This is a genomic window from Varibaculum sp. (genome assembly GCF_008661855.1).
Lineage (GTDB): Bacteria > Actinomycetota > Actinomycetes > Actinomycetales > Actinomycetaceae > Varibaculum > Varibaculum timonense_A.
In genome coordinates this window covers 1-14,338 of sequence record NZ_RPZY01000006.1, presented here as the reverse complement: position 1 = coordinate 14,338, position 14,338 = coordinate 1, and the positions used below count along the sequence as shown (strand labels likewise).

General features: G+C 49.9%; 5 protein-coding genes and 2 tRNA genes. All 7 read left to right on the top strand.

What is annotated here, in order from left to right; translation table 11 throughout:
• The first annotated feature begins 47 nt into the window (after positions 1-47).
• Positions 48-7,541 (top strand): glycoside hydrolase N-terminal domain-containing protein, encoded by a 7,494-nt coding sequence (locus tag QZT94_RS00415; protein ID WP_296761908.1) that lies wholly within the window; start codon positions 48-50, stop codon positions 7,539-7,541.
• Between the two features lie 223 nt (positions 7,542-7,764).
• Positions 7,765-7,932: a hypothetical protein gene (locus QZT94_RS00410; RefSeq protein WP_296761906.1), complete on the top strand. Its 168-nt coding sequence runs from the start codon at positions 7,765-7,767 to the stop codon at positions 7,930-7,932.
• A 217-nt stretch (positions 7,933-8,149) separates the two neighbouring features.
• Complete coding sequence (gene gyrB / locus QZT94_RS00405; RefSeq protein ID WP_270626618.1) at positions 8,150-10,165, top strand: DNA topoisomerase (ATP-hydrolyzing) subunit B; 2,016 nt, start codon at positions 8,150-8,152, stop codon at positions 10,163-10,165.
• A gap of 15 nt (positions 10,166-10,180) precedes the next feature.
• Positions 10,181-12,847: a DNA gyrase subunit A gene (gyrA, locus tag QZT94_RS00400; RefSeq protein ID WP_296761904.1), complete on the top strand. Its 2,667-nt coding sequence runs from the start codon at positions 10,181-10,183 to the stop codon at positions 12,845-12,847.
• Between the two features lie 14 nt (positions 12,848-12,861).
• Positions 12,862-13,623, top strand: coding sequence for a DUF3566 domain-containing protein (locus tag QZT94_RS08865; protein WP_333558167.1), 762 nt, complete (start codon positions 12,862-12,864; stop codon positions 13,621-13,623).
• Between the two features lie 135 nt (positions 13,624-13,758).
• Positions 13,759-13,832: transfer RNA gene (locus QZT94_RS00390), tRNA-Ile, on the top strand.
• 172 nt (positions 13,833-14,004) lie between these two features.
• Positions 14,005-14,080: transfer RNA gene (locus QZT94_RS00385), tRNA-Ala, on the top strand.
• Positions 14,081-14,338 lie beyond the last annotated feature (258 nt).

Here is a 14,338-nt window from a genome sequence, read left to right as displayed (position 1 = left end):
AAGCTGCAAACCCCCACTTCCGTTTACTATCTTCTGGGACGTTATCAATGATGAAAACCTACTTTAGAGCGCTATCAGTATTAATGGCTTTGCCTCTCGCTCTAACCTTTAGCGTACTTCCGATAGTCAGCCCTCTTCCCGATGCTCAGGCGGCGCCCTCCCTATCCCAGCCGACCAAAAATCCGGTAACTTTCCCCGGAACTTTGCCGGGCACGGCAACAGCTAGCGTAAATGGGAAAGTGGCTAATATTGCAAACAATGCCATCTCGGTGGATTTCGATTTCACTTCCGGGGTTGCAATTAAAAAAGTAGAAAACAAGCTAACTAACTCGCAAGTCCCCTTCAGTTCTAAATCTGCGTTTAGTTTTACCTATCAAGGGAAAGAAATCAGTTTAGAAAGTTTCTCTGCTGCCTCACAACCACAGGTAGTCTCCCTTACCCCCAAGCAGAACACTGGTTCATTCGCTGACGCTTACCCAGGGAAAGCAATAGTTCAAGTATTCCAAGGCGGACAAAACATTCCAGATGAGCTTAAAAAACTGAAACTGGTGTATCGGGCAGAGCTCCTAGAAGACTCAAATTATGTTCGGCAAGTGCTGGAAATAGAAAATCCAGGTAACCAGCCCGTTGATATTACTAACGTAACTATGGTTGATGCACAGGTTACTGGACGAGTCGAAGGTAAAGATGACGGCTCCCCAATCCTGTTAGGACAAGATAAAAAAGAAACCGCCTGGGTGGGAGGTGAGAGTCCGCTAGCAAAGGTCAGTGTTTCCTCTGGAAAAGCTCTTGTGAAACTACCCCGCGTCCACGACCTCCTGCCGGGTAAACCTTGGGAAATAGCCACCACTATCGGGGTAGTACCCCAAGATCAGATGAGGCGAGCTTTCAGCTACTATATAGAGCGCGAACGCTGTCGCTCCCGGCGTACTTTCTTGCATTTCCAAAGTTGGTTTGATTTAAAACCGACCGGCTCTGCCCGTCTGATGATTAACCATCAGGAAATGCTGGCAGCAGAAAAAATGTTTTTTGATGAAATGAACAAGCGAGATGCTGCTGTCGATTCTTATTGGGTAGACGATGGTTGGGATTATTTGCGAGACCCCAAACAGAATGATGAAAGCAAACTAAATGTGTGGGATTTCGACCCCACCGAATTCTCAAATGGGTTTAGCGAAGACCTCAAGGTCATGGAAAGCCAGGGCGCAAAGCTATCAGTGTGGATGTCTCCTTTTGGAGGATACGGAACTTCAGCTCAACGTAGAGCGCAGCTAGGTAATAGTAAACTTCAAGATCAGAACAAGCGTCCTTGGGAAAAATCTAATAAAGTTATGCGCTTATCTGACCCAATCTATTTTAAGTACTTCCGTGACAAAGTGTTTTACATGATGGATAACGGGGTGCAGGGATTCAAATTTGATGGCATTGCCCAAGGAGATTTGTATATAACCGGAGCTAAAAATGAACTAATCGGCGATTATGAAAAACTGTTTGAACTCATGCAAGATATGCGGGGTAAAAACAAAGATGTGTGGATTAATGCCACCGTTGGAACCTGGGGATCACCCTACTGGTTCTGGTATGCAGATTCTATCTATCGTGATGGAAATGATGCCGGTCAAACCGGACAAGGAAATTCGCAAGAAAAATATGTAAACTATCGTGACCAGCAAGTATATCAGAATATGATTGTCGAGAATCCGCTGGTTCCGATAAATTCGGTTATGAATCATGGCGTGATTTTTTCTGACAGAACTGATGGGCAAGTACCAAATCAGCCACATGATTTTTCCAATAAATCGGTGAGAACCGCTTTCTCTAACGATTTGAAGAATTTCTTCTCTATGGGGATTGGGTTACAAGAGCTTTATCTTCGTAATACCCTTTTTAACGCTAAAAATATAGGAGCAGATAACGCTAAATTTGCATGGGACGAAATAGCCAAAAATGCGAAATGGGCTCGGCAAAATGTTGATTTACTTACCGATACGCACTGGATAGGCGGTTCTCCAGGAAAAGGGGAAGTATACGGGACAGCTGCCTGGCATAATCCAGGAACTAGCGCGGATGATGCCAGAGCAATGATTTCGGTTCGAAATCCGAGCAACCAGCCAAAGTACATAGCTATTAATGCTGTTTCCGATTTGCAGATACCTGGTGGTCAAGCTACTCGATTTAAGTTTACCGAGCGGGATGATAAAACGAACTCTTGGGTTATAGACAATAAACCCTATTACATTCAATTGAAACCATTTGAGGTGTTGTTATTTGAGGGTAGACCTACCAATGAAGAGCCTACTCAATCTGAAAAACCAAAGGTAGACCCCTGCTATCAGCAAATATCGCAAAGCGATTGGGAAATAACAGTCGATTCTGAACAAGCTACTGGAAACGAGAAAGACCTCGGTCGATACGCGATTGACAATAATCCTAATACGATTTGGCATACCGCTTGGGATCCTGCCATTGCGCAGTATCCTCACAGCGCAACAGTTGATATGGGGCGGTTAAATCAAGTTTGTCGTTTGACCTACTTGCCTCGCCAAAGCGGAGGTAATAACGGCGATATCAAGACGTATGATTTAGCTGTTTCAAAAGATGGAAATAACTGGCAAACTGTCGTAACCGACGGAACTTTCGCAAATGATAAAGAAGAAAAAGCTATAGAAATACCGAAAGACAAACAAGAGTTCCGATATTTCAAATTAACGGCTAAAAGTGCACAAAACGGGCAGGCATTCGCCGGAGCAGCTGAACTTAGAGCTTGGGGTACAGCTGGCAAGAGTGAGTGGTTAGACCAAGAAAACTGGAAATGTTCCGCCTCTGACTATGAAGCCACGGGCGAAAACAATGGTAACAGTGGTTGGCCAAAACATGCCTGCGACAATAATCTGGATACCCAGTGGCATTCTGCCTATAGTGGTGGAGTAAAACCTATGCCGCACTGGTTACAAATAGATTTAGGGAAAATAGCAGATGTTTCTGCATTGAAGTACACTCCCCGCCAAGATGCTTATCCCGCTAACGGGATAGTCAAAGAATACCGGGTCGAGTATTCTTTGGATTCCAATAAATGGAACCCAGCAGCGCAGGGCACTTTAACCGACGGAAAGCCGACAACTATCAATTTTGATGCCACTCATAGAGCTAAATACATAAGATTTACTGCTATTTCTGCTCAAAATGGCCAAGCATTTGCTGGAGCTGCCGAACTTGATGTTAAGGGAAGCTACGTCACTGCCACTCCTGAGGCTCCAACCTTCACCGACAAAGATGGCACCGATAACGACACCTATACTATTCCCAAAATTGAGGGTGTTAGATACCTGATTAACGGCAATGAAGTTGCGCCCGGAGTTCACAAAGTAACCAACGGAACTACTACCGTACAAATCACTGCAACAGCAGCCCCCGGTTGGGAATTGGCTCCAGGTGACTGGAGCTGGGAAGGCAAGTTTACAAATACTTCCACCGAACCTAGCCAGCCGAAGCCAGCTACGGTTACCAACTCGGTTTACACCAGTGCTGATACCACCTTGCAGTCATGGCAGAACGAAAAAGTAACTTCTATGGCGGCCAAACCCTATATTGGGGCTTTGCGTCCCGGCACTAATTACGGTGTTTTTGGGGAAAAGTTTGTTTCAAGTGACGTTAGAGACGGCACTGACGCGAAAATGGGGTTATTGTCCTTTGATTTAACTAAATACGAGGAAGCACCGCAAAAGGCGGTTTTGAAGCTAACCTACGTGGGCTTTAGAGGCTCACCGCGGGCAACCGATACAACTTCGGTTAGCGTCATGGCAGTTGATACCCAAAAATGCACGAATCAGGCCAGCAGTTGTCCCCCTAGCAGTGCTACCTGGGCAACTCGTCCTAGTTTTAGCAGTGATAACGCAAAGATTGCGACCTCTGGCGCTTTCGAGTTCGGTAACACCACCTATACGGGCGACGCCATAAAAATAGTGCCCGCTAACACTAAAGAAGTAACCGTAGATGTTACCGAAATTGTGGCTTCCCAGATTAAAGCCGGACATAAGAGCATTACCTTCGCCCTACAAGAGAATAAAGGTAACGAGATTCGCTTTGCTTCTTACGAGGGCGCGAACGGGGCTTTGCAGGGGGCTAACCAGGAAATGGCTCCCCAGCTGTTGATGACAGTTGAGCAACCGCCTTTCACTATTGAGGTAACCAAGAATCCTAAAATCCGTTACCAAGTTGGGCAGAGCTTTGATGCCAGCGGTATCGAAGTAACTAAAACTGAAACCGCTACCGGAACGAAAACCGTATTAGCTGCGGATAAATATGTTTTAGATTCCTCTGCGTTTGATGGCAAGAACGTCGGCAGTTACCCGATTAAAGTCACGCTTAAAGAAAACCCCAAGGTTGCAACTACTTTCCATGTTTACGTTGGCAAAGATAGCGTTGATACCCCCGGTGATAATCGAGGAAGTGACGTTCTTTGGTACGCCCAGCCCGCCTCGCAAACCGCGGATGGAAATATCCCTGACGGAACAGTTAAAGGAGATGACGACAAATGGCAGCGCCACACCCTACCTATTGGAAACGGTAAAGTTGGAGGCACTGTTTGGGGAGAAATCGCCAAAGAACGAATCACCTTTAACGAAGAAACCCTGTGGACGGGTGGCCCTGGTACCAGCGCGTCCTATAAAGGTGGCAATAACGACTCTAAAGGCAGAAATGGCGCCACTTTACGTGAGCTTAACCAGAAGCTAGAACAAGGTGCGCAAACTGTTAATCCCTCCAATCTGACCGGAGGTGAAAATGCTGACGAGCAAGGCTCCTACCAGAACTGGGGCAATATCTATATCGATTACGGTTTAGGTGCTCAACCGGCAGAAAACTATGAGCGTAGCCTGAATCTATCCGAGGGGAAAGCAAATGTTAGTTTCCGTTCCGGTCAAGTAGATTACAAACGGGAATTCTTGGTTTCCAACCCAGATAACGTTATGGTGGTTCGTTTGACTGCCAGTCAAGCCAAAGCCTTGAACCTTAAAGTCACTTTCCCAACTAACAGCGGGTTCACCAAGAAAGGTGAAACCACCACTGTCACCGGGGATACCTTGACAGTTAAGGGCGCTTTGGGCAACAACGGTTTGCTCTATAACGCGAAGATAAAGGCAGTTGTAGAGGGCGCTGAGGGAAGCGTTAGCTCTGATGACGGAAAAGCATTAAAGATTTCAGATGCTGGTGCCGTGACGTTGTATATCGCTGCGGGAACCAATTATCAAAACACTTACCCCAGCTATCGAAACGGGGAGGACGCGAAAGCGCTAGATACCCGCTTGGCTGCAAACGTGCAAAAAGCAGCTAATAAAGGATATGCGCAGGTCAAGAAGGATCATATCGCAGATCATCAAAGCATCTACAACCGGGTAAAACTTGATTTAGGACAAGACCCCACCTACGGAGACGGTGCGTTAGCTACCGACAAACTATTGCAAGCCTATAAAGCTGGAAGCGCCGATGAAAAGCAAAAACGGGCTTTAGAGGTGTTGGTCTATAACTATGGACGCTACCTAACTATCGGCTCCTCGCGCGAAAACAGTCAGCTGCCCTCGAACCTGCAAGGAATCTGGTCAAGCACCGCTGACGATAATGCTCACGGTAAAACTCCGTGGGGAGCAGATTTCCATATGAACGTGAATCTGCAAATGAACTATTGGCCGACCTATTCGGCGAATATGGCAGAGCTAGCAACCCCCATGATTAGCTATGCGAAATCTTTAGTGAAACCCGGCAGGGTGACAGCTAAAACCTATGCTGGTGCTTCCTCCAAACCGGATGCCCCCATCGGGCAGGGAGCAGGGTATATGGCGCATACCGAGAACACCGCCTACGGTTGGACCGCCCCCGGTAAGGACTTTTCTTGGGGCTGGAGCCCGGCTGCAATGCCTTGGCTGTTGCAAAACGTGTACGAGGCATACGAGTTTAGTGGCGATAAACAACTCTTAGAGGACACTATCTATCCGTTACTGAAAGAAGAAGCGCAGTTCTATGTGAACTATATGTTGCACAAAGGCAGCCAGAAAGCTGCTGACGGCAGCGAACGCTTAACTACCGGGGTGGCTTATTCACCCGAGCACGGTCCGCAGGGAACTGATGGCAATGCCTATGAGTCTACGCTGGTCTGGCAACTGTTAAATGATGCTATCGAAGCTGCCCAAGTCCTAGGTAAAGACCAAAACCTGGTTAAAGGTAGTGGGGAATGTAAAGCCGATAACTGGAATAAAGATGATGCTGGTAATTTTGTGTCTACGCAGTCCAACCGGTCATTTGAATGCGCTATCTCTTTGCTTAAACCGATAGAGGTAGGTGACAGTGGTCAAATAAAGGAATGGTTCTTTGAGGGACAATTAGGCAAAAAAGCAGATGGGACTAATATTCCCAGCTATCAGAAGAATCATCGTCATATGTCCCATTTATTAGGGTTATTCCCCGGTGACTTGATTACCGTTGATAACGCGAAATATATGGAAGCAGCCAAATACAGTATGCGTCAGCGCGGTGATGATGCAACCGGGTGGGGAGTAGGACAACGCATTAACTCCTGGGCACGAACCGGGGACGGAAATCATGCCTACCAATTGGTGGAAAAACAGCTTAAACAAGCTATGTACCCCAACCTGTTTGATGCCCATCCCCCATTCCAGATTGACGGAAACTTCGGTAACACCTCTGGTATTAATGAAATGCTTTTGCAGTCCAACTCCACCTATACGAAAGATGGAACGAAATACCACAATTACATGAATCTGTTACCGGCTCTACCCGATGCCTGGAGCGGGAAAGGCAGCGTGAGTGGTCTAGTAGCTCGTGGCAACTTTGAGGTTGCGATGCAATGGCAGTCCGGCAAAATCAATGTTTTGCAGATTAAATCGAATCAAGGAAAAGATGCGGTACTGCGATTTACTGATGCCGGAAAACAAAAAATCCTAGACCAAACCACCAATAAACTGGTTGATTTAACGGTTCTGGATAATGAACATATTCAGTTTAAAACCCAAGCTGGACATGTTTATGTCCTGTCTGACGCAAAAACCGTCACTCCCTTGGCTCCCAGTCTCCAAAGTGCTGACCAGGTGAAATGTGGGGAAAAGGCTCAGGTAGTATTACCGAAACTGCTAGAGGGCGTAGCCGAATATCAACAGGTAACTAACGGTAATAGTGTGCAGGTAAAAGCAGTTTTGCAGCCCGGATACCTGCTAGCTCCCGGAGCTGAGCAAACTTGGGAATTCACTATTCCCGCAATCGTTCCTTGTTCTCAGCCCACTCCAGGAGACAATCCTCCGGCTCCCAAGCCTACGGATAAACCGGAACCACCCCTCCCCACCGATAAACCGGATACTGGTAAACAGAGCCAAAAACCGGTTCCACCTAAAGGGAGCAGTCAAAAAGGTACCCAGGGTTCTCAAGACCTTTCCCGCAGCGGAGCCTCGCCAACTAGCCTACTGCTAGCGGTAATGTTCACCCTTACCGGGGCGGCTATTTATCTGCAACGACGTAAAACCTCTAAGCAGTAGATAAAGGGTGGTATTCCAGCGGAAGAATCCCAGATGAAATAAGTTTGGGCTACTGCCCATAAGTTCTTGGGCAATGTTTTGGGCCGGCAGGAAATCCTGCCGGCCCAAAATCTTTGGGAACTGAAAAATTAACCAAGAATTAACCTTGCGGTCAGAGCGGCGTTAACTTTTTGACTTACCTTGCAAGTGTCAATGAAAGATCAAAAAGAATCGAAGGAAAGATATGCGCAAGAGCATTAAATCTTTAGCTATTATCGCTGGTCTTGCCCTTTCAGCAACCAGCTTGGCCGCCTGCGGCTCTGATAACGCCACCGGAACGTCTGAAGCTTCAAATAAAACCCAGACCTTAAGTATTTCCGGAAAACTAGCAGGAGCTGGTGCGTCCTCCTGAATTTTGCGTTAGGCGCGCCGAAAGTAAAAAAGTGACTTTCCCCCGAAAACTGGGTTGAAGCCGTAAAATGTGGGTTTTTGAGGCTTTCACGGTAGAATAGGGTCAGTGAGCGCCAGATTTTCGGCGTGAATGCCCTGGGGTGAACAGCGCCCACTGGTCGGGAATAACCGGCTCGGGGCCAGCGAACTAGGTCAAGGAGATTCAGCAGGTGGCTGATCTGGGTGAGCAGCAAGTCCAGCACGAATACGGCGCGGACGACATCACAGTATTAGAGGGACTAGAGGCAGTACGCAAACGTCCCGGTATGTATATCGGTTCAACCGGGGAGCGCGGTCTGCACCACCTGGTATACGAGGTGGTAGACAACTCCGTTGATGAAGCCTTGGCCGGCTATTGCAACCATATCGAGGTCGCCCTCCAGGCAGACGGCGGGGTGCGGGTCAGCGACAACGGTCGCGGAATCCCGGTGGATATCCATCCCACCGAAAAACGCCCCACGGTCGAAGTAGTAATGACTATTCTGCACGCCGGTGGAAAATTTGGCTCCGGAGGCTACGCAGTCTCCGGTGGTCTACACGGGGTAGGCGTGTCGGTAGTAAACGCCCTTTCAACCCGGATGGATACCGTGGTGAAACGGCAAGGCTACGCCTGGCGACAATCCTTCGGCAATGGCGGGCATCCCCTCACCGAACTAGAACGCGGGGAAGAAACCGACCAAACCGGAACGCAGCAAACTTTCTATCCGGACCCGGAAATCTTTGAGACCACTACTTTCAGTTTCGAGATTTTGCGGCAACGCTTCCAGCAGATGGCCTTCCTGAACAAGGGGCTGCGCATCACCCTCACCGATGAGCGCCCCGAAGCAACCGATGCCGGCGATCTGGTTACTGGCGATGCGCAAGGAACCGCGGATGATCCAGTTCCCGGATTCCGGCGAGTATCATTCATGTACGAAAACGGTTTACGCGACTATGTAGAGTTCATTAACCACTCCAAAAAAGCTGAGGTAATCAACCCTGACATCATTGATTTTGAGGCAGTAAACGAAGATTCCTCCATCAGCCTAGAAATCTCGTTGCAATGGACCACCGCCTATTCCGAGTCCGTACACACCTACGCGAACACTATTAACACCACCGAGGGCGGAACCCACGAAGAAGGTTTCCGCTCCGCCCTCACCAGCTTGATGAATAAATATGCCCGCGATAAGGGCATTCTCAAAGATAAAGATCAAAACCTAACCGGTGACGATATCCGCGAAGGTTTAACCGCCGTAATCTCGGTGAAACTAACCGAGCCCCAGTTCGAGGGGCAAACCAAAACCAAACTGGGAAACACTGAGGCGCGAACCTTCGTCCAACAGCAGGTTTATTCCAAACTGGGTGACTGGCTAGACGCCCACCCCATGGACGCGAAAGCAATCCTGGTAAAAGCACAGCAGGCGGCGACCGCGCGGGTAGCAGCGCGCAAAGCCCGGGAAGCAACCCGGCGCAAATCCGCCCTCGAATCCGTCTCTATGCCCGGTAAACTGCGGGATTGCTCCTCCCGTGATGCCTCCGAATGCGAAATCTACATCGTAGAGGGCGACTCCGCAGGAGGCTCGGCCGTGCAAGGGCGTGACCCGGCTCACCAGGCAATCCTGCCGATTCGAGGAAAAATTCTAAACGTAGAAAAAGCGCGTCTAGACCGCGCCCTCTCCAGTCAAGAAATCCAGTCCCTAATCACCGCGTTCGGTACCGGAATCGGGGAAGATTTCGACATCTCCAAGCTGCGCTATAACGCGATAGTGATTATGGCGGACGCCGATGTGGACGGACAGCATATCGCCACTTTGCTGCTGACATTGCTGTTCCGCTATATGCGTCCTCTAATTGAAAAAGGGCACGTATTTATCGCTTGCCCCCCGCTTTACCGGCTAAAATGGTCGAACGCACCGCACCAATTCGTGTTCTCCGATCGCCAACGTGACCAATATCTAGAAAGCGGCAAAACCGATGGCAAGCGCCTCCCGAAAGAGGGCGGGGTGCAACGCTATAAAGGGCTCGGAGAAATGAATCCCCAAGAACTGTGGGAAACCACTATGAACCCCGAAGATAGGATGCTCAAACAGGTAACCTTATCCGAGGCCGCCAGTGCCGATGAGGTTTTCTCGATGCTAATGGGCGAGGACGTGGAATCACGGCGAGCTTTCATTCAACGTAACGCCACTGACGTGCGCTTCTTGGATATTTAAGGGACAGGCAAGAAAATGAGCGAAATAGACAATCAAGAAAACCAGCAAGCAGACTCCTCCGAAAAGGCGCAGCACACCGGCGCAGCATTCGGGGCAGGAGATACCCCCGTGGCAGAAAACCACGAAAACAATGCCTCCGGTCTCTTCCAAGCCAAAGGTCACATCAACCAGGTTGATTTAGAGACCGAAATGCAACGCTCCTACCTCGACTATGCAATGAGCGTAATCGTAGGGCGCGCCCTTCCCGAGGTACGTGACGGTCTAAAACCGGTACACCGGCGGATTCTCTACGCCATGTATGACGGTGGCTACCGTCCCAACTCTGGATTCTCTAAATGTATGCGCGTAGTCGGTGACGTGATGGGGCATTTCCACCCCCACGGTGATGCCGCGGTTTATGATGCGCTAGCTCGCCTAGTACAACCCTGGGCTATGCGTTACCCGATGGTTTCTGGGCAAGGAAACTTTGGTTCCCCAGGAAATCTAGGACCGGCAGCTCCGCGCTATACGGAATGTAAAATGGCGCCCCTAGCGATGGAAATGGTGCGGGACATCGATGAAGACACCGTCGATTTTACAGACAACTATGATGGGCGCACCCAAGAACCCACAGTTCTACCGGCACGCCTACCCTACCTGCTATTAAACGGCTCCGAGGGGATCGCAGTGGGGATGGCAACCCGGATTCCTCCCCACAATATGCGCGAAGTTGCCGACGGGGTACAGTGGGCGCTTGACCATCCGGATGCTTCCCGCGAAGAACTGCTAGAAGCCCTGATAGAACGGATTAAAGGACCTGATTTCCCCACGGGCGCCACCATTTTAGGGCGCAAAGGGATTGAACAGGCATACCGCACCGGTCGCGGCTCCATCGTGCAGCGGGCAATCGTAAACGTAGAAGAAATCAACTCCCGGGTTTGCCTGGTGGTTACTGAACTTCCCTACCAGGTAAATCCAGATAATCTGGCGGCAAAAATCGCCGGACTGGTAAAGGACGGACAAATAGAGGGCATCGCGGATATCCGTGACGAATCCTCCGATCGCTCCGGGCAGCGCCTGGTGATTGTGCTCAAACGGGACGCAGTTCCTAAAGTGGTTCTAAATAACCTCTATAAACGCACCCAGTTGCAGGATTCCTTCCCTGCCAATATGTTGGCGCTGGTAGATGGGGTTCCGCGTACTTTATCTATTGATGGATTTATTTCCAATTGGGTTAAACACCAGTTAGAAGTAATCGTGCGACGCACTAACTTCCGCCTGAAGAGGGCGCAGGAGCGGCTACATATTTTACAGGGCTACCTGATGGCTCTAGATGCTCTAGATGCGGTGATTGCTACTATCCGCCAATCACCAACAGCTGATGAGGCACGCAGCGCCCTGATGGAGCTGCTGGGGGTAGATGAAGTCCAAGCGGATGCAATCTTGGCTTTGCAACTGCGCCGCCTGGCCGCCCTCGAGCGTCAAAAAATCCTAGATGAACACACCGAACTAGAGGAGCGGGTCAAAGATTTAGAAGACATCTTGGCTCGCCCGGAGCGCCAGCGGGGAATTATTTCCAGCGAATTGGGCGAGATTGTCGATAAATACGGCGACGAGCGGCGCACCAAGATTGTGCCGTTCGCTGGGGAAATGTCGATTGAGGATTTAATCGAAGAACAGGACGTGGTGGTCACTATTACCCATTCCGGGTATGTGAAACGTACCCGCCTTGACCAGTATCGTAGCCAAAAACGTGGCGGTAAAGGGATTAAAGGGGCGCAGCTACGTGAAGATGACGTGGTAGATCACTTCTTTACTACTACCACGCATCACTGGCTAGCATTCTTTACTAATAAGGGTCGGGTTTACCGGGCGAAAGCCTATGAACTACCCGAGGGAGGACGTGACTCCAAGGGGCAGCACGTAGCTAACCTTTTAGCGTTCCAACCAGAGGAAAAAATCGCGCAGGTACTAGCGTTCAGCTCCTATGATGAGGCCGAGTATTTGGCTTTGGCCACCCGCTCAGGGCTAGTGAAAAAGACTCGCTTTACCGAATACGATTCCAACCGTACCGGCGGGCTAATCGCGATCAACCTGCGGGAAATGGAAGATGGTGCCCCTGACGAGGTAGTTTCTGCCGAACTGGTTAATGGTGACGATGAACTGCTGCTGGTTTCGCATAGGGGACAATCGCTGCGGTTCTTAGCTAGTGATGAGGCTTTGCGTCCTACTGGTCGCGCCACCTCCGGGGTGCGAGGTATGAAGTTCCGTGAGGGCGACCATCTGTTAGCAATGACCGTTACTCGCCCCGACAGTGACCTTTTGGTGGTAACCGAGGGTGGATACGCGAAACGGACCTCGGTAGATGAGTACCGTGTCCAGGGTCGTGGCGGTTTGGGAATAAAAGTTGCGAACCTGGTGGCTGAGCGGGGTGACCTGGTGGGAGCCTTGATTGTTAATGACGATGATGAAGTCATGGTGATTATGCAGTCCGGCAAGGTTCAGCGTTCTCGGGTGGATGAGGTTCCGCGTACCGGTCGCAACACCCAGGGGGTAATTTTCACTCGTCCCGCGAAAGGGGATGCGGTCTTGGCTGTGGCGTTAAATAATGAGAAGACAGACGATAGTGAATCTGATGAGGCGCAGTCTGAGGAACTGAATCAGGCAGTGTCCGCACTGGAAACCGAAACCAGCGAGCTTTAGCGAGAGGCTAATCAATGACAACAGATAATAAAGATCAAGATAAGACTCGCCTAGAGCAGAGCGAGGGAAATCTCTACCCGGACGTGGAATCATCGCAGGTTGATTCGGATTCTACTGATGGGAAAACCGATGATAGCAAACCCCTAACCGACCAGGCGGAGTTAGCTGAGCTAGATAACGGTGAGGGCGAACGCTCCGAAATAGGTGCGACTATCGGGGAATCTTCGGAGCTAGAGGAAGAAGAATCCTTGAAACCGGCGGTTAAGAAACCCAATAAACCTGGAAAAGATACAGGGGTACGGTCCTCGATTCCGCAGGCTAATAAGGGCGTGTCGAGTGCTGATACTGCCACCACTGTCCAGGGGGGAGAGCCGATCCAGGATGAGGCGTCCTCGTCTAAAGTTGGAGAATATCAACCACGTCAAATCTCACTGGTAGTTTCCCGCATTGACCCGTGGACGGTGATGAAAGTTTCGTTTTTGCTGTCAGTAGCTTTGGGGATTGCCATGGTGTTGGCGGGTCTGCTGGTGTGGCTGCTGCTGAATTCGATGAATGTGTTTAGCTCGGTGGAGAACTTTATTAACGATATTGATCCCACCGGTTCGATTGCCTCCATGATTGATTATCTGCGTCTGCCGCGGGTTATGGCAATGAGCACCATTATCGCAGTGTCCAACGTAATTTTGGTTACCGCGTTCTGTACCGTGGGGGCTTTGATTTATAACTTGGCGACTTCGCTGGTTGGCGGAGTTAAATTGTCGCTGACGGACGAGTAGTTTTACTGGCATTCCTAACGTTTTTCGGGGTGGATGACACTCTCGGAAAGGGCGTGACAAAACGCACCTATGCCGGGTTTGAAAGCCGGGTTAGGAATGTTGTAATCTGCAATGGTGTTCACGGATGGACATCATGGGCCTATAGCTCAGTTGGTTAGAGCGCAGTCCTGATAAGACTGAGGTCGCTGGTTCGAGCCCAGCTAGGCCCACTGCGAAAGGTATTTGTTTCGGCAATCAACCAGGTAGGTAGATTTTGAGAAGAATCGTGAAACTGCTGTTCATAGTGGTGGTTTTAGCCTGGGGGATTAATGCAGCAAATGACTTACGCACCGATGCTGGAGTTTGGAAATACCTGTAAGCGGGATTTCCAGCTTCCCTTAAGGGGCTATGGCGCAGCTGGTAGCGCATCTGCTTTGCAAGCAGAGGGTCGCGGGTTCGAGCCCCGCTAGCTCCACCACTTAGACGCTCATTTTGATACCAAGCCTGGCGAGGTCGGGCGAAGTATCAGGATGGGCGTTTTTGCTTGTCGGCGCGGGTTCCAGGCGGTTGGTAGGGGTTAATACCTAAAATGTGTGTATTTTTCGGGCGTGTCGGGGTGGGTTAGTGTCCTGTCCAGCCTTTGCGGATGTGTAGGGATCCGTCTTGGTAGTTGGGGTTGTAGTCGCGGGCGTTGGCGTATTGGGGCGGGTTGGTCGGGGGTGGCATTGGTTGAGCC